Raw genomic sequence first — 16,617 nt, 5'->3', positions numbered from 1 at the left:
ACTAGTTCGATAATACGGAGAAGCCTTCGTTAATCCGGCTTTGAGAAGGTGGTAATATCGGCAAAGGCCGCTGCTAGGTTGAGACTTGCATTGCCCCATAACAAACCGACCCGGTCAGAACGTGAATTCCAGGATTTGCTGAGACGCCTCGAGCTTGCCCTTGATGCGTCGCAGATCGGTGTGTGGGAACATGATGTCCGCAAGAGCGGGATCGTCTGGGATGCGCAGATGCACCGTCTATACCAGACAGGCGAGACCAGCCGGCTGGTGCCGACAGCGATCTGGGAAAACGCCATCCACCCTGATGACCGGGACCGTGCCTTCGCAGAGTTCGACGATGCGATCGCGCGGCGCGGCGCCTACAATTCCGAATTTCGTATCATCTGGCCGAACGGCGAGATTCGTCATATGCGCTCGCGGGCGCATTTTTTCGTCAGCGAGGATGGCGCGCCGTCGTTCATCGGCGCCGAATGGGATGTGACCGCCGATGTCGAGCTTGCTGCCGAGCTGCAGCGCCAGCGCCTCGTTGCGGAAGCGCGGGCGAGAGCGCTGGAGGAAAGCAATGCGCGGATCGAGCATGCCGCCGAGCACGATTATCTGACGGGTCTGCCGAACCGGCGGCTTCTCGACAAGCGGCTTGCCGAGCTGCATGGCAATAAGTCGGTATCGTCGCTCGCGGTTCTGCATCTCGATCTCGACCAGTTCAAGCAGATCAACGACAGCCATGGCCATTCGGCCGGCGATACCGTTCTGCGTGCTGCTGCCCTACGGATCACCGCAGGCATTCCCGCTGACGGCATGGTGGCCCGTGTCGGCGGCGATGAGTTCGTCATCATTCTATGGAATTTCGCAGGCCGCGAGGAACTGGATCGCATTGCCGGCGACCTGCAGCGCCGGCTCGGCAAGAAGATCCGGTTCGGACAGGAACTCCTGCAATCAGGAACGTCGATTGGCGTTGCCTGGAACAACGGGCGCAACGCGCGCAATCTCTTGACCGAGTCCGATCTGGCGCTGTTCCAGGCCAAGAAGCTCGGCCGTAACCGTACCGAATTCTTCACCCGGCAGCTGCAGGACGACATTCAGAGCAAGCGACGGTTGGCCGAGGAACTGAGGCTCGGGTTGCAGCGCCGTGAGATCGTTCCCTATTACCAGATCCAGCTTGACGCGAAGACCCGGGAAATTGCCGGCCTGGAGGCGCTGGCCCGCTGGATCCATCCTGAAAAAGGCGCGTTGTCTCCAGCTGTTTTCCTCAAGGTGGCTGACGAGAACGGCCTTGCCGCAGAGATCGACGCGGCCATTCTCAGCAGGGTTCTGGAAGACCGGCTCGACTGGCAGGCGCAAGGTGCTGTAGTCCCCCGTGTCGCCGTCAATATTTCGGGCCCGCGGCTCTTCGATCCTGGGCTGCTTGCAAATCTGGAAGCCCTGAAGATCCCGTCAGGCGCCTTGTCCTTCGAATTGGTCGAAACCATCTTCCTCGACGATTCCGACGACCGTCTGGTCGCCAGCATCGAGCGCATCAAGCAGATGGGCATCGATATCGAGATCGACGATTTCGGCTCCGGCCATGCCTCGCTGATCGGGCTTGCCCGCCTGCGACCGAAGCGGCTGAAGATCGACCGGCAGCTGGTGACCGATATCGTCGGCTCGAAAGAACAACACCGCGTTGTCGGCTCGATCGTCGAGATCGCCAAGGCATTGAATGTCGAAGTGATTGCCGAGGGCGTCGAGACTGAGGGCCATGCCGAGGTGCTGACGGCGATCGGCTGCGACACGCTGCAGGGCTATGCGCTCGGCTATCCGGCGCCCGCGGCCGATATCGCCAGACTGATCGCGCCGCGTGCCCTGAACCACGCGACGCCAGGCGTCGGCGGACGATAGCTAGGCCGGGATTTCCATGTCGGAGCGCGCTTCAAGATACCACTCGATGAATGCCTTCACGCCCTGATCCAGCGTCGTTTCCGGCTTGTAGCCGGTCAGCGCCAGAAGCAGGTCGGGGCTGGCATAGGTGCGGGGCACATCACCCTTCTGCATCGGCAGCATCGTGCGCTTTGCGGACTGGCCGAGTGCATGTTCGACGGTCTCGACAAAATCCATCAGGCTGACGGGCTGGCCGCCGCCGATGTTGACGACGCGGAACGGCGCCTGGTGCGAGAGCGTCTCGACCTTGTCACCGGCGACACGATTTTCCTCGGAGGGAATGACGGCCGAAAGGCGGACGATCGATTCCACCAGATCGTCGATATAGGTGAAATCGCGGCTCATCTTGCCTTCGCCGTAGATCTCGATTGGCTGGTCTTCAAGCATGTTCTTGACGAATTTGAAGAGCGCCATATCCGGCCGGCCCCAGGGGCCGTAGACGGTGAAGAAGCGGAAGGCGGTGATGGGCAGCTTGTAGAGATGCGAATAGCTGTGCGCCATCAGCTCCATCGACTTCTTGGTCGCGGCATAGATGGTCAGTGGCTCGTCGGCGCGATCGGTCTCGCGGAAGGGGACGTCCGGGTTGGAGCCGTAGATCGACGAGGTCGAGGCGAGCATCAGGTGCTTCACCTTATACCGTTCGGCAAATTCCAGAATGTTCCAGGAGCCATCGACGTTCGAACTGATGTAGGAACGCGGGTTCTCGATGCTGTAGCGAACTCCCGCCTGCGCGGCGAGATGGATCAGTACGTCAGGCTGTGCCTCAGCGATCACCGCCTCCAGCTTCTCGCGGTCTTCGAGCATGGCGATAGCAGGCGTGAAGGACGGAAACTGTGCCAGCGCCGCGTGGCGCATATGCTTAAGCTTGACGTTGTAATAGGGCGTCAGGCCGTCAAAGCCGGTCACCCGGTGACCATCCTGCAACAGGCGCCGCGCCAGGTGGAATCCGATGAAGCCGGCCGTTCCGGTGATGAAATAATGCATCCTCTTACTGCTTCTCGCTTTTCTTGCCGACGGCGAAGTAGCTGAAACCATGTCTACTGACTTCGGCGGCGGGATAGATGTTGCGCAGGTCGACGATCGTCGGCGTCTTGACCGTGGTCTTCAGGCGCTTGAAATCGAGGGCGCGGAACTCATCCCATTCGGTGACGATGACGATCGCGTCGGCACCCTCGGCGATCTCGTAGGGATCCTTGCCGTAGGTGACAGGTCCGAGCATGCCCTTGGCGTCTTCCATACCTTCCGGGTCATAGGCATGGACTTCGGCGCCGCCATCGAGCAGCGCCTGGATGATGGTGATCGACGGGGCGTCGCGCATGTCGTCGGTGTTCGGCTTGAAGGTCAGGCCTAGGACGGCGATCTTCTTGCCGCGCACGCTGCCGTCGCAGGCGGCGATGACCTTGCGGCCCATGGCGCGCTTGCGGTTGTCGTTGATGGCGACCGTCGTCTCGATCAGCCGCATCGGGCTGTCGTAATCCTGGGCGGTCTTGACGAGAGCCAGCGTATCCTTCGGAAAGCAGGAGCCGCCATAGCCGGGGCCTGCATGCAGGAACTTGTCGCCGATGCGCTTGTCCATGCCGATGCCCTTGGCGACCTTCTGCACGTCGGCGCCGATCTGCTCGCAGAGATCGGCGATCTCGTTGATGAAGGTGATCTTCATGGCGAGGAACGCGTTGGCAGCGTATTTGATCAGCTCGGAGGTGCGGCGTTCGCAGAAATAGAGCGGGGCTTCGTTGAGATAGAGCGGGCGGTAGACCTCGCGCATGACCTCGATGGCGCGCGGCTCCTCGGTGCCCAGCACGATGCGGTCGGGGCGCTTGAAGTCGGTGATGGCGGCACCCTCGCGCAGGAATTCCGGATTGGAGACGACCTCGATGTCCTTGCCGGGGAATTCTTCGCGGAAGATGCGCTCGATCTCGTCGCCGGTGCCGACCGGCACGGTGGACTTGGTGACGATGACGGTGAAGCCAGTGACGGCAGCGGCGATCTCACGGGCTGCGGCATAGACGTAGCTCAGGTCGGCATGACCGTCGCCACGGCGCGATGGGGTGCCGACAGCGATGAAGACGACGTCGGCAGCAGCGACGGGCGCCGCCAGATCTTTGGAGAAGTCGAGGCGGCCGGCCGTTCGGTTATGCTCGATGATCGCGTCGAGGCCTGGCTCGAAGATCGGCACTTCGCCGCGCTCCAGGGCATCGATCTTGGCTTCGGACTTGTCCACGCAGGTGATGTGGTGGCCGAAATCCGCAAGGCAGGCGCCGGACACCAGGCCCACATAACCAGAACCGATCATAACAATACGCATGGGATGACTTCCATCATGAAAAACGATCGCGTCCGCCATTGGCAGAACGCGACCGTGTTACAGAGCGAAAGTCATAAGTTCAAGACAAGTGCTGTGGTCAGTTGCGGCCGAACTCGTCGACGAGGCGAATGATGTCGTCTTCGCCGAGATAGGAACCGGTCTGCACCTCGATGAGCTCCAGCATGATCTTGCCGGGATTGGCAAGGCGGTGGACTTCGCCGAGCGGGATATAGACCGACTCGTTTTCACGCAGCATCTGCACATTCTCGCCGATCGTCACTTCGGCAGTGCCCTTGACGACGATCCAGTGCTCTGAGCGGTGATGGTGCTTCTGCAGCGAGAGTTTTTTGCCCGGCGTGACGAAGATGCGCTTCACTTGGAAGCGGTCGCCATTGAAGATCGAGGTGTAACCACCCCACGGACGGTAGGAGGTCGGGTGCGTCTCGGTAAGCTTCACCGTCTTCGGCCGTGCGGCCAGCGTCTTGACGATATCGCCGACGCTCTGGCTGTCTTGCAGGCGGCCGACATAGACGGCGTCTTCGCTGGCGATGACAGCGATGTCGTCCATGCCCTGGACGGCGAGGTGGACGCCGTGACTCATGACCAGTGAGTTCCGGCTGTTCAGCAGTGTCGTGTTGGCGGTGGCGACATTGCCATGCTCGTCGCGATTGCCTGACTTCCACACGCTGTCCCAGCTGCCGAGATCCGACCACTTGAAAGGCGAGGGGACGACGGCGGCATTGGCCGTTTTTTCCATGATCGCGTAGTCAATGGAGATATTCGGCGCCTTGGCGAAGGACTTGGCATCCAGACGAATGAAGTCGAGGTCGCGGACGGATTTGGAAACCGCTTCTTCGGCAGCCTGCGATGCCTCCGGCGCGTGTTCCCGCATTTCTGCCAGAAGCGCGGACACCTGGAACATGAACATGCCGGAGTTCCAGTAGAAGCCGCCCGCAGCCAGCATTTCCTCGGCCTTGGCCAGCGGCGGCTTTTCAATGAAGCGCTTGACGGTCAATGCGCCGGTCGGAAGCGTCTCGCCGCCTTCGATGTAGCCGTAGCCGGTTGCGGCCTCCGATGGCTCGATGCCGAAGGTGACGAGCTTGCCCTTGGCGGCGGTCGCTTCAGCGGCGCGCACGCTATCGAAATAGCTCTGGTCGGCGACGATCTCGTAGTCGGAGCCGAGGACATGCATCAGAGTGTCCTTGCCGAAGAGATCGGCGATCAGCACGGCGGCGGCGGCAACGGCGGGTGCGGTATTGCGGGCCGACGGCTCAAGCAGGATCGCCTTCAGTTCGTGGCCGAGTTCGCGGGCCTGCTCGGCAACGAGGAAGCGGAACTCCTCGTTGGTGAGGACAACAGGAGCCTCATAGAGGGCGGGATCGGAGACGCGGGCGAGCGTTTCCTGAAACAGCGTCCGGTCGCCGATGAACTGGATGAACTGCTTTGGCGCCGATGCGCGCGACAGCGGCCAGAGGCGCGTGCCCTTGCCGCCGGCCATGATCACGGGAACGATCTTCTGCGTCATTTCTATGTTTCCTCGCGGTCGTAAGTCTTGGTTCAGTTGGTGTTCGCCCATTGCCGGATCCGATTCAGGCCGGCATCCAGCAGCGCAGCTGCCGCAGCTTCATCTTTCGCTTCTACATAACAGCGCATTTCCGGTGCGTTACCGGAAGGCCGAAAGTGGATGACGGCTTCATCCTTAAGCGTTACCCGCAGGCCATCGATATCGCTCACCGTCGCCGGTTTGCCGATCGGCGTCAGGAATTCGGTGAGGCTGTCAGGCGATTGGCGAAGATAGGCCATCAGCCTGGTGCTGGTCTCGACCGGAAAATTCTCCAGCCTGTCGGCAGCAGCGACGGGGAGGGCAAAGGACGAGGCGATCGCGGAGAGCGGCTTGCCTTCCGTCGCCGAAAGCGAAAGCACTGCCAGCATCGGCAGGAAGCAATCGCGTGTGGGCAGCGGCGCCAGCACCGTCCCGTTGATCACAAATTCCGACGCCGTCAGCGTGCCGCCATTGGCTTCGAAGCCGATGACGCGCGCCTTGCCCGCCGAAACCGCCTCCTGCATGCCAGAGATGACGAAGGGCGAGCCAACCTTGGTACGGGTGACGGCAAAATCGCCTGCCGTCTCGATGCCGGAATTCGAGGTCACCGGGGTGACGACGACGGCGGCTTTCAGGATCTTGGCGGCGATGAGGCCGAGGAGATCACCGCGCAGCGGCGTCCCGGTTTCGTCGGTCACCAGCGGCCGGTCGCCATCGCCGTCGGCGGAGACGATTGCGTCCAGCCGGTGCTCGGCAGCCCAGCCCTTCAACAGCTCGATCGTTTCAGGCGAGACGGCTTCGGTATCGACGGGAATGAAAGTTTGCGAACGGCCGAGCGCTAACGTCTCGGCGCCATAGAGCGCCAGCAGATCGACCAGCATGTCGCGCGCGACGGTGCTGTGCTGGTAGACGCCGATGCGAAGGCCGGAAAGCGCCTTTGCCGGAAGGATTGCGGCGTTGCGCTTGAAGAAGCCTTCGGCGCAGACGGCGGCATGATCCGATGCCGTGCCTGTTTTCGCGGGCATCACAAACGTGGCGTCGAGCTTGGCTGCGGCAGCGGAGATCGCCGTCTCGTCGGCCTTATCGATTTCGCCATCTGGCCTGTAGAACTTGATGCCGTTGCGATCGGCGGGGATATGCGAGCCTGTGATCATCAGGCTGGCGGCGCCGAGCTTGAGGCCGTAGAGCGCCAGCGCCGGGGTGGGCACGGTGCCGCAATCGGCGACCGCGAATCCGAGCGAAGCCAGCGCCGCGGTGCAGTTATCAGCAATTTCCGGGCTGGAATCGCGAAAGTCGCGGCCGAGCAGAATGAGGTCACCCCGCTTTGCCTGTCCGCTTTCCAGGAGATACTGGCCGAAGGCGGCCGCATAGAGCGCGGAAGCCCTGCCTTTCAGATCGGCGGAGAGCCCGCGCAGTCCACTAGTCCCAAATTTCATTCTGAATAAGCCCTGCCAGCGCTTGAATCCGTCGGCCATTATCAACACACTACTGTCACTTCGTAAATTTTGATCCGCAGCGATCACTAAATTACTTCGCAATTCCCTTTTCGAGCCACATCAGGTGCTCGTTCTCAGCGAACGGGAGCGCAAATGACCGAACAGACAATCGCATTGGAAGACAGCTGGAAGGCCGCGCTGGCTCCGGAGTTTTCAAGCCCGTACATGCAGCAGCTGAAGGCGTTTCTGCAGGCGCAGAAGCAGGCGGGAAAGCATATCTTTCCAAAAGGGTCGGAGTATTTTCGCGCCCTCGATCTGACGCCGCTATCCGATGTGAAGGTCGTCATCCTCGGCCAGGATCCGTATCACGGCCTCGGACAGGCGCACGGGCTGTGCTTCAGCGTGCGTCCCGGCGTGCGTATCCCGCCGTCGCTGGTCAATATCTACAAGGAGATGGAGACCGATCTCGGTATCGAGCGCGCCCGGCATGGCTTCCTGGAGCATTGGGCGAAGCAGGGCGTGCTGCTCCTAAACAGTGTCCTGACCGTCGAGGAGGCGCAGGCTGCCTCGCATCAGGGACAGGGCTGGGAGAAATTCACCGATGCCGTGATCCGCAAGGTCAACGAGGAATGCGAGCATGTGGTCTTCATCCTCTGGGGATCCTATGCGCAGCGCAAGGCGGCCTTCGTCGATAGCGCGCGCCATCTGGTGCTGAAGGCGCCGCATCCTTCGCCGCTCTCGGCGCATAATGGCTTTTTCGGCAGCAAGCCATTTTCCAAGGCGAATGACTATCTGCAGTCTCATGGCCGTGCGGCGATCGATTGGCAGCTGCCTGCGAACCCACAGGTTAACTAGCGCTTTCTGAACGATATTCTTTCATCGTTCAATAAAAATAGACAATGCGTGTCAGCTTGCGGGGCTATTCCAAAAGCCGCAGAGGGATCATCTATCACCCATCGAAAGCTCGCCGATGCGGGCAAGAAAGGGGTTTTCCATGTTGAACCAGATCAAGGGGCTGCACCACGTCACGTCGATGGCTGAGGATGCCCGGACCAACAATCAGTTCTTCACCCACGCGCTCGGCCTGCGCCGGGTCAAGAAGACCGTGAACTTCGACGCTCCCGACGTCTATCACCTCTATTATGGTGACGAGACCGGTGCGCCGGGCACGATCATGACCTACTTCCCGTTCCCGAAGATGGCGCAGGGCCGTCCGGGTACCGGCGAAGTCGGCACCACCGTCTACTCGGTTCCCGAAGGCTCGATCGGCTTCTGGAGCGACAGGCTGTCGAAGCTCGACGCCGGCGGCCTGAAGACCGAGGAAAGCTTCGGCGAGAAGCGTCTGAACTTTGCCGGTCCCGACGGTGACGGCTTCGCGCTCGTCGAGGTCAAGGACGATGCGCGCAAGCCGTGGACGAACGGCGGTATCTCCGAGGATCATGCGATCCGCGGTTTCCACTCGGTTGCCATGCGGCTGCGCGATGACGGCGCGACGTCCGAACTTCTGAGGTTCATGGGCTATCAGGTCCAGGACGAGAAGGACGGCGTCAAGCGTCTGATCCTGCCCGGCGGCAATGGTGCGCATCTGATCGATCTCGAAACGATGCCGAGCATCAACCGGGCTCTGCCGGGTGCCGGTTCCGTCCACCACGTCGCCTTCGCCGTCGAAAACCGCGAGAAGCAGCTCGAGGTGCGCAAGGCGCTGATGGATACCGGTTACCAGGTGACGCCGGTCATCGACCGAGATTACTTCTGGGCAATCTATTTCCGCACGCCGGGTGGCGTGCTGTTCGAGATCGCCACCAACGAACCGGGCTTCGACCGTGACGAAGATACGGCTCATCTCGGCGAGGCGCTGAAGCTGCCGCAGCAGCATGCGCATATGCGCCAGTTGATCGAGCAGCATCTGCCGCCGCTCGAAGCCTAAGGAGAACAGCCATGGCTGATAATTCATATGTGCACCGGCTGCATGCCGGTGCACCCGGCAAGCCTATTTTCTTCGTTCTGCACGGCACGGGGGGCGACGAGACGCAGTTCTTCGAGTTCGGCCGCCGCCTGCTGCCGGAAGCGACGATCGTTTCGCCGCGGGGCGATGTTTCCGAACACGGTGCGGCGCGTTTCTTCAAGCGCACCGGCGAGGGCGTCTACGATATGGACGACCTCGCCCGGGCGACCGAAAAGATGGCCGCCTATGTCAGGGATCTCGCGGCCGATCACGGCGCGTCACACATTCTCGGACTGGGCTTTTCAAATGGTGCGAACATTCTCGCCAATGTGCTGATCGAGAAAGGCATCTTCGATGCTAGCGCACTGCTGCATCCGCTGATCCCGTTTCAGCCGCAGTCCAATGCGGAACTTGCCGGACGGCGCGTGCTGATCACCGCGGGCCAGCGCGATCCGATCTGCCCGGTGCCACGGACCGAGGCGCTTGCCGCCTATTTCGAACAGGAAAAGGCAAAGGTCACGACGGAGTGGCACACGGGCGGGCATGACATCCGTCCGAACGAGATCGACGCCATCAGGACGTTCTTCGAGCCTTACCTCTAAGGCTCTAGCGAAAATAGGGCGGCCGCTTTTCCGAAGGCGGCTGCTCAGGCAACTCAAGCCAGCGTTCGCCGGAGAAATAGGCTCTGGTGCGGATCTGCGGTCCGGGCGTCGCCTTCATGGCGATGATGAAATTGAAGCTGTTGTCGCTGGCGGTTTCGCGGGTGAAGCTGACGCTGGTTCCGAAACTTTCTTCCTTAACATCCTTCAATTCGCGGATCGCTGCCAGCGTGGCGGAGAAGTCCTGCCAGTGCGGCTGGGCGAGCATGGTCTCGAAAATTCGCATCGCCGCCGGATCGAGCTTTCCGGCGCTGTCGGTTTCCGGACCGACGAGCTTGGCGCGCATGTTGAAGATCGCTCCGTCGCGGTCGCCGCGTATGATCACGAAGACAGAGCTCAGCGGGCGTTCGGCATCCTGCTTGTAGACCTGCTGGAAGGTGCATTCGAATGTGGTGCTGCTCATGCCCGCAGCTCGCCACGGCGTCGTGCCGATGCCGGCCTTCCGCAGGGCGTCGCAGATCGCCGGGCCCGTCGTCCACCATGTCCTGAAGAAGGCGGCCGCGAGTTCGGCAAGCGGTGGATCCATCAACCGCGGATCACGCTCGATGCTGACGAGGACAGGATTGGGTGCCGGCCTTGGCCTGGGTGGCGGAGGCGAGCTTTTCGGGAGGACTGCCACGGTCTTTTGTGGCGTGAGCGGGTAGCCCAGCCGCCCGGCAAGATCGCGCAGATGCCGCATGTCGTTCGACAGCAGAACGGTGCCGCCGATCAGCGAGAGCGAGACGGCAAGCATAGACCACAGCACCAGGCCGCGCCCCCGGCGCAGCGGCGGGCTCTTCATGTCCTGATTTGAGGTCTCGGTTGCCAAATCGATCACTCTGGTGTGGCGTTTCCCCAGCGCTTCCCGCCCGCCACGTCTCAGTAAAGATAAAGCGGAATACTCAATAAAATACCGCAAATTCTGCCGATGTGCAGTAAATGCCCGCAGCACGGCATTCGGACCATTGCGGTTGGCCGATGGTGATCTAGATTTGTACCTCTCCGTACAAGCGGATATCATCCAGAAAAGGTTGCTGCCTTGAGTTCAGACGTAACATCGCTCTCCCGGGAGCAGCTCGAAGAAGAAGTACGACGTCTGAGATCGCAGCAGCCAGACAGACCCCTCGGAGCAGGCAATCACAGCGGCGTCGAGCGGGGACGCGGTGACGTGCCGCAATCGGCCGACGAGATGCAGATGCGCAGCGAGGCGCGCTATCGCGCACTGTTCGAGGCGATCGACGACGGTTTCTGCATCATCGAATTCATCGACGGTCCGCATGGCCCCTTGAGCGACTATGTGCATATCGAGGCCAATTCCGGCTATGGGCGGCATACCGGGATCTCCGACATCATCGGCAAGAGGCTGCGCGAGATCGAACCGAATGCGCCGGACCAGTGGCTGACGCTCTATGGCGGCGTGCTGGAAAGTGGCCGGGCGATCCGCTTCGAACAGCATTTCGTTGCCGTCGACCGCTATATCGAAGTCTCGGCCTCGCGAGTCGAGCCGGCAAGCCTGCGGCAGGTCTCGGTGCTGTTTCGCGATATCACCGCGCGCAGGCAGGCGGAAAATGCATTGCGTGACAGCGAGGCGACCGCGCGTGAGAATGTGCAGCGCGTTCAGCTGGCGCTGGCGGCCGGCGCCATCATCGGCACGTGGTTCTGGGACGTGCCGTCAAACCGGTTCACGGTGGATGAGGCCTTTGCGCGGGCATTCGGTCTCGATCCGGCGCTCGGCCGGATCGGACTCAGCCTCGATCAGGTGATCGAAACCGTTCATCCCGACGACAAGGCCTCGCTTTCGCAGGCCATGGGCGAAGCCCTGAGACGCGGCGGTCCCTACGCGCATCAATACCGGACGCGCCGCGCCGACGGGCAATATTACTGGCTGGAAGCCAACGGACGGGTCGAGCTTGCTGCCGATGGCACGCCGCTCAGTTTTCCGGGCGTGCTTCTCGACATCGAAACGCGCCGTGCCGTCGAGGCTGAGCGCGACCGCGCGACCTCGGCGCTGCGCTCGCTCAACGATACGCTGGAACAGCGTGTCGCCGAGCGGACGGCGGAACTGATGCATGCCGAGGAGCAGCTGCGCCATTCGCAGAAGATGGAAGCGGTCGGTCAGCTGACTGGCGGTTTGGCGCATGATTTCAATAACCTGCTGGCCGGTATCTCGGGTTCCATGGAGCTGATGCAGACGCGCCTGGCGCAGGGCCGCATCAGCGAACTCGACCGCTACGTCACCGGCGCACAGGGCGCGGTCAAACGCGCGGCGGGCCTGACGCAGCGTCTGCTGGCGTTTTCGCGGCGACAGACGCTCGATCCGAAACCGGCAACGCTCAATCGCCTGGTGTCGGGCATGCAGGACCTGGTGACCCGCAGCGTCGGGCCGACCATTGAGGTCGAGACGGCGCTGGCAGGTGGTCTGTGGACCACCTTCGTCGATATCGGACAGCTCGAAAACGCCCTGCTGAACCTCTGCCTCAACGCCAGGGATGCGATGCCCGATGGCGGAAAGCTGACGATCGAGACCGGCAATCGATGGTTCGACGAGCGGGCTTCGCGGCAGCGAGGGCTGTCGTCCGGGCAGTATGTGTCGCTCTGCGTCAGCGATACCGGCACAGGGATGACGCCGGATGTCGTGGAGCGGGCGTTCGATCCGTTCTTCACCACCAAGCCCACAGGGCAGGGCACCGGTCTCGGCCTGTCGATGGTGCATGGCTTTGCCGGTCAGTCCGGCGGGACGGCGCGCATCTATTCGGAGCTCGGCAAGGGCACGATGATCTGCATCTATCTGCCGCGCCATCTCGGCGATGCGGAAACGGCTGACGACATGTCGAGCCCGACGGTGACGCCGCGCGCTTCGGGCCATGAGACGATCCTCGTCGTCGATGACGAGCCGCTGGTGCGCATGGTGGCGGTCGAGATCCTGGAGGAGCTCGGTTATCACGTGCTGGAGGCCGATGACGGCATGAGCGCGATGCGGATCATGAATTCCGGCCAGCCGATCGATCTCCTGGTGACCGATGTCGGACTGCCCGGCGGGATGAACGGGCGGCAGCTGGCCGATGCGATCAGGGCAACACGGCCCGATCTCCGTGTCCTGTTCGTTACCGGCTATGCCGAGAATGCGGTTCTGAACCACGGCCATCTCGATCACGGCATGCATGTGATGACCAAGCCGTTTCTCGGCGATGCTTTCGCCCGCCGGGTGAAAGATTTGCTGATCAAGTAACGGATCGCCGAAGACTGCCGCCCGCATTCTTCCAGCACTGCCGGAACAGCGAGAATAGCACGCGTGGAGCCGCCGGAATCTTCTTTCACGGCTTCGCGATGCTGGCGATTTGTTAAGTAATTTTCTTGAGATTGTAGCTTTGTTGTTTCATGATCATTGCGGCACGAAGTTTCTCGCGCCGGGCCTTACGGCGATCGATGTTTGATCGTTTCAGTCATGAACATGTTTCTTCGTATGGGCGGGGATGCTTGGAAAGCTATTCTTTAGCTTTTCTTCATATGCGCTTTGCGGGCTTGCGGCAGAGTTGGTTAGGGAAGTTGCATGAATTCGGAGTTTACGGTTCGTCCCATGCGGCCGGGCGAGTTGGAGCTTGTACTCGAGTGGGCCCGGCAGGAAGGCTGGAATCCCGGCCTCGACGATTCCCTTGCATTTCATGACGCCGATCCGTCCGGCTTCTTTGTCGGCGCCATAGGCGAAGTGCCTGTCGGTTCAATCTCGGTGGTCAAATATGGCGACAGTTTCGCCTTTCTCGGCCTCTATATCGTTCACCCCGATTTCCGTGGCAAAGGCTATGGCAAGGCGATCTGGAATGCCGGCATGGCGTCGGCCGAAGGCCGTACCATCGGCCTCGATGGCGTCGAGGCGCAGCAGCCGAGCTACCGCAAGGCGGGTTTCGAGCCTGCCTACAAGACGATCCGCTTCGGCGGCATAGCCAAGCCTGCACCGCAATCGCCGCAGCTCGCACAAGCGGTTTCCGACAAGACAGATGGCATCGCCCGCTACGACTCCTCGATCTTCCCCGCATCGCGTCCCGAGTTCATCAGCGCCTGGTGCACCAGCCGCAAGGGCCGCAAGAGTGCCGTCGTGCGCAAAAGCGGCAAGATCCGCGGCTATGGCACGATCCGCCGCTGCTACGAAGGCTACAAGATCGGCCCGCTATTTGCCGCCGATGCCGATACGGCGGCGGCGCTCGTTGCGCAGCTCGTCACCGAGGCGAACGGCGCCCGGATCTTCATCGACGTGCCGGCCGATAACGCGGAAGCTATCGCGCTCGCCGAGGCGATCGGGCTTGAGCCGGTCTTGGAGACGATGCGCATGTATCGCGGCCAGGCGCCGGTGATTCCGCTGAAGAACGTTTACGGCGTGACGACGCTCGAGCTCGGTTAATCGACCGGCGAGGCTGGCGTCGTGGGAGCGGATGCCTTTGGGCGTCCCTTCTCGGCGATGGCGATCCCGCCGAGCGTCAGCGCCAGTGCGATCATGTGGAAGACCTGCAGCTCTTCTCCGAGAAGCAGAACTGACAGCAGCGTGCCGAAGACCGGTACGAGGTTGATGAACAACCCGGCGCGATTGGCGCCGATTGTCTCGACACCCTTGATGTAGAGGATCTGCGCCAGCAGCGAGGCGAAGATCGCCGTGTAGAAGGCGATCACCCAGCCGCTGGCATCGGGAACTTGGATGTTGCCTTTCGAGCCTTCCCAGATCAGCAACGGTATCGAGCTCAGTGCGGCAGCAAGTGCCGGGATTGCCATCAGCGTGCGCCAGTCGATCGGCGGCTTCCAGCGCAGGAAGATCGTGTAGACCGAATAGGCGACGACGGCGATCAGCATCAGCGCATCGCCGCGGTTGAGGCTGAGATGCAGCAGCGTGGCGAAATCGCCGTGGGCCGCCGTCAGGGCCACGCCGACCAGCGTCATGCCGAAGCCGGCGAATTGCGCCAGCGAGACGCTGGTGCGGAAGAAGACAAAATTCAGCAGGAAGATCAGCATCGGGATGCCGGCCTGCTCGATCGCCACGTTGATCGCCGTCGTATACTGGACGGCGGAATACAGCATGGCGTTGAAGGTCGTGTAGCCGATGATGCCGTAGAAGAAGAGCAGCGGCAGGTTCTTGCGCACCAGCGGCCAGTCGCGCTTGAGGTAGGGCAGGGAGATGGCGGCGATCAATGCCGTCGCCAGCGTCCAGCGCAGTAAGGTCAGCATCATCGGGCTGATATGGCCGAGCGCCAGCTTGCCGGCCACCGCATTGCCGCCCCAGCACAGCGTTGCGATGACGAGGCAAATATAGGCCGTGATCTGCACGATGATTCTTTCCGTATCGGTGATTGGCCGGACAGGAGGCGGGGCGTGGTTCCGGCAATAGCCCGCGGCGGGCTGTTTTGTCACGCAAAAAGCCCATTTCACCGCGATAACAGGGTCGCTTTCCAAAAAACAAACCTTTATAGATGCGCGGGTTTGAGCAGGGCGCGGATAATCCGCCGGTAACAGGAAGAGTTGGATGACGAACGTAGTCGTGGTCGGTTCCCAATGGGGTGACGAAGGCAAGGGCAAGATTGTCGATTGGCTTTCGGAACGTGCGGACGTCATCGTTCGCTATCAGGGCGGCCATAATGCAGGTCATACGCTGGTCATCGACGGCGTCAGCTACAAGCTGGCGCTGCTGCCGTCCGGCCTCGTTCGCGGAAAGCTCAGCGTCATCGGCAACGGTGTCGTCGTCGATCCGCATCACTTCGTTGCCGAAGTCGAGAAGCTGCGCGCCCAGGGCGTCAATGTCACCCCTGAAGTGCTGCGCATCGCCGACAACGCGCCGCTGATCCTGTCGCTGCACCGCGACCTCGACGGTTTCCGTGAAGATGCTGCTTCCAACAGCGGCACGAAGATCGGCACCACCCGCCGCGGCATCGGCCCGGCCTATGAAGACAAAGTCGGCCGCCGCGCCATCCGCGCCATCGATCTTGCCGATCCGGAAACGCTGCCGGCCAAGATCGACCGCCTGCTGACCCATCACAACGCCCTGCGCCGTGGCCTCGGCCTGCCGGAAATTTCGGTCGAATCGCTGGAGAAGGAACTGAACGACGTTGCCGCTCAGGTTCTGCCCTATGTCGATCAGGTCTGGCGCATCCTCGACGACCAGCGCAAGGCTGGCGCCCGCATCCTGTTCGAAGGCGCCCAGGGTGCGCTGCTCGACAACGACCACGGCACCTATCCGTTCGTGACCTCGTCGAACACCGTTGCCGGTCAGGCGGCTGCAGGCTCCGGCCTCGGTCCGACGGCGATCGGCTATGTCCTCGGCATCACCAAGGCCTACACGACCCGCGTCGGCGAAGGTCCGTTCCCGTGCGAGCTGAACGATGAGATCGGCAAGCACCTGTCGACCGTCGGCCGCGAAGTCGGCGTCAACACCGGCCGTCCGCGCCGCTGCGGCTGGTTCGATTCGGTTCTGGTCCGCCAGACGGTGAAGACCTCAGGCATCACCGGCATCGCGCTGACCAAGCTCGACGTCCTCGATGGTCTCGACGAACTGAAGATCTGCGTTGCCTACAAGCTCGACGGTAAGGAGATCGACTATCTGCCGGCAAGCCAGGCCGCGCAGGCCCGTGTCGAGCCCGTCTACATCACGCTCGAGGGATGGAAGGAATCGACCGTCGGCGCCCGCAGCTGGGCCGATCTTCCGGCGCAGGCGATCAAGTATGTACGCCAGGTCGAGGAGCTGATCGGCGCGCCGGTCGCCTTGTTGTCCACAAGCCCTGAGCGAGATGACACCATACTTGTGACCGATCCCTTTGAGGATTAATGTCGCGGGTCATTGCGATTTGGCCCGTGCG

The 16,617-nt window shown here is 61.8% G+C and carries 13 protein-coding genes; 7 read left to right on the top strand and 6 right to left on the bottom strand.

Annotation, left to right across the window (positions count from 1 at the left end; translation table 11 throughout):
* Positions 1-90 precede the first annotated feature (90 nt).
* Positions 91-1,878 carry a GGDEF domain-containing phosphodiesterase gene (locus AB4Z25_RS27670; protein WP_112538892.1) on the top strand — a complete coding sequence of 596 codons (1,788 nt, stop codon included), beginning with the start codon at positions 91-93 and terminating at the stop codon, positions 1,876-1,878.
* On the opposite strand, the gene AB4Z25_RS27665 is transcribed toward AB4Z25_RS27670, so the two are convergent.
* From AB4Z25_RS27665 to AB4Z25_RS27650, 4 genes are all read right to left on the bottom strand, one after another.
* Positions 1,879-2,901: an NAD-dependent epimerase gene (locus AB4Z25_RS27665; RefSeq protein WP_112538893.1), complete on the bottom strand. Its 1,023-nt coding sequence runs from the start codon at positions 2,899-2,901 to the stop codon at positions 1,879-1,881. It abuts the gene before it with no gap.
* A 4-nt stretch (positions 2,902-2,905) separates the two neighbouring features.
* Complete coding sequence (locus tag AB4Z25_RS27660) at positions 2,906-4,222, bottom strand: UDP-glucose dehydrogenase family protein (RefSeq protein WP_112538894.1); 1,317 nt, start codon at positions 4,220-4,222, stop codon at positions 2,906-2,908.
* Positions 4,223-4,319: 97 nt separating this feature from the next.
* On the bottom strand, positions 4,320-5,747 hold the full coding sequence (locus AB4Z25_RS27655) for a mannose-1-phosphate guanylyltransferase/mannose-6-phosphate isomerase (RefSeq protein WP_112538895.1): 1,428 nt from the start codon (positions 5,745-5,747) through the stop codon (positions 4,320-4,322).
* 32 nt (positions 5,748-5,779) lie between these two features.
* Positions 5,780-7,201 (bottom strand): phosphomannomutase, encoded by a 1,422-nt coding sequence (locus AB4Z25_RS27650; RefSeq protein ID WP_112538986.1) that lies wholly within the window; start codon positions 7,199-7,201, stop codon positions 5,780-5,782.
* Positions 7,202-7,354: 153 nt separating this feature from the next.
* Between AB4Z25_RS27650 and ung the strand changes: the two genes are divergently transcribed.
* The 3 genes from ung to AB4Z25_RS27635 all read left to right on the top strand — a co-directional run bounded on the left by ung (position 7,355) and on the right by AB4Z25_RS27635 (position 9,748).
* On the top strand, positions 7,355-8,056 hold the full coding sequence (ung, locus tag AB4Z25_RS27645) for a uracil-DNA glycosylase (RefSeq protein WP_112538896.1): 702 nt from the start codon (positions 7,355-7,357) through the stop codon (positions 8,054-8,056).
* Between the two features lie 139 nt (positions 8,057-8,195).
* Positions 8,196-9,128, top strand: coding sequence for a VOC family protein (locus tag AB4Z25_RS27640; RefSeq protein WP_112538897.1), 933 nt, complete (start codon positions 8,196-8,198; stop codon positions 9,126-9,128).
* An 11-nt stretch (positions 9,129-9,139) separates the two neighbouring features.
* Entirely contained in the window at positions 9,140-9,748 is a 609-nt protein-coding gene (locus AB4Z25_RS27635; RefSeq protein WP_112538898.1) for an alpha/beta hydrolase, read from the top strand.
* Between the two features lie 4 nt (positions 9,749-9,752).
* On the opposite strand, the gene AB4Z25_RS27630 is transcribed toward AB4Z25_RS27635, so the two are convergent.
* Positions 9,753-10,622 carry a DUF6030 family protein gene (locus AB4Z25_RS27630; RefSeq protein WP_112538899.1) on the bottom strand — a complete coding sequence of 290 codons (870 nt, stop codon included), beginning with the start codon at positions 10,620-10,622 and terminating at the stop codon, positions 9,753-9,755.
* Between the two features lie 351 nt (positions 10,623-10,973).
* Between AB4Z25_RS27630 and AB4Z25_RS27625 the strand changes: the two genes are divergently transcribed.
* On the top strand, positions 10,974-13,013 hold the full coding sequence (locus AB4Z25_RS27625) for a response regulator (RefSeq protein WP_112538987.1): 2,040 nt from the start codon (positions 10,974-10,976) through the stop codon (positions 13,011-13,013).
* A 321-nt stretch (positions 13,014-13,334) separates the two neighbouring features.
* Positions 13,335-14,180, top strand: a complete 846-nt coding sequence (locus tag AB4Z25_RS27620; RefSeq protein ID WP_112538900.1) for a GNAT family N-acetyltransferase — start codon at positions 13,335-13,337, stop codon at positions 14,178-14,180.
* On the opposite strand, the gene AB4Z25_RS27615 is transcribed toward AB4Z25_RS27620, so the two are convergent.
* Complete coding sequence (locus AB4Z25_RS27615) at positions 14,177-15,094, bottom strand: DMT family transporter (protein ID WP_112538901.1); 918 nt, start codon at positions 15,092-15,094, stop codon at positions 14,177-14,179. The genes AB4Z25_RS27620 and AB4Z25_RS27615 overlap by 4 nt on opposite strands.
* Before the next feature lie 196 nt (positions 15,095-15,290).
* On the opposite strand from AB4Z25_RS27615, the gene AB4Z25_RS27610 reads away from it, so the two are divergent.
* Complete coding sequence (locus AB4Z25_RS27610) at positions 15,291-16,586, top strand: adenylosuccinate synthase (protein ID WP_112390388.1); 1,296 nt, start codon at positions 15,291-15,293, stop codon at positions 16,584-16,586.
* The last annotated feature ends 31 nt before the right edge of the window (positions 16,587-16,617 follow it).

Source organism: Rhizobium sp. RAF36 (assembly GCF_052114105.1).
Classification (GTDB): domain Bacteria; phylum Pseudomonadota; class Alphaproteobacteria; order Rhizobiales; family Rhizobiaceae; genus Rhizobium.
This window is presented reverse-complemented; position numbering and strand designations above follow the sequence as displayed.

Bases quoted from the DNA above. Each gene is read 5' to 3' on its own strand.
- AB4Z25_RS27665 (WP_112538893.1), bottom strand. From the start codon at position 2,901: ATGCATTATTTCATCACCGGAACGGCCGGCTTCATCGGATTCCACCTG.
- AB4Z25_RS27660 (WP_112538894.1), bottom strand. From the start codon at position 4,222: ATGCGTATTGTTATGATCGGTTCTGGTTATGTGGGCCTGGTGTCCGGC.
- AB4Z25_RS27655 (WP_112538895.1), bottom strand. From the start codon at position 5,747: ATGACGCAGAAGATCGTTCCCGTGATCATGGCCGGCGGCAAGGGCACG.
- AB4Z25_RS27650 (WP_112538986.1), bottom strand. From the start codon at position 7,201: ATGAAATTTGGGACTAGTGGACTGCGCGGGCTCTCCGCCGATCTGAAA.
- ung (WP_112538896.1), top strand. From the start codon at position 7,355: ATGACCGAACAGACAATCGCATTGGAAGACAGCTGGAAGGCCGCGCTG.
- AB4Z25_RS27640 (WP_112538897.1), top strand. From the start codon at position 8,196: ATGTTGAACCAGATCAAGGGGCTGCACCACGTCACGTCGATGGCTGAG.
- AB4Z25_RS27635 (WP_112538898.1), top strand. From the start codon at position 9,140: ATGGCTGATAATTCATATGTGCACCGGCTGCATGCCGGTGCACCCGGC.
- AB4Z25_RS27625 (WP_112538987.1), top strand. From the start codon at position 10,974: ATGCAGATGCGCAGCGAGGCGCGCTATCGCGCACTGTTCGAGGCGATC.
- AB4Z25_RS27620 (WP_112538900.1), top strand. From the start codon at position 13,335: ATGAATTCGGAGTTTACGGTTCGTCCCATGCGGCCGGGCGAGTTGGAG.
- AB4Z25_RS27610 (WP_112390388.1), top strand. From the start codon at position 15,291: ATGACGAACGTAGTCGTGGTCGGTTCCCAATGGGGTGACGAAGGCAAG.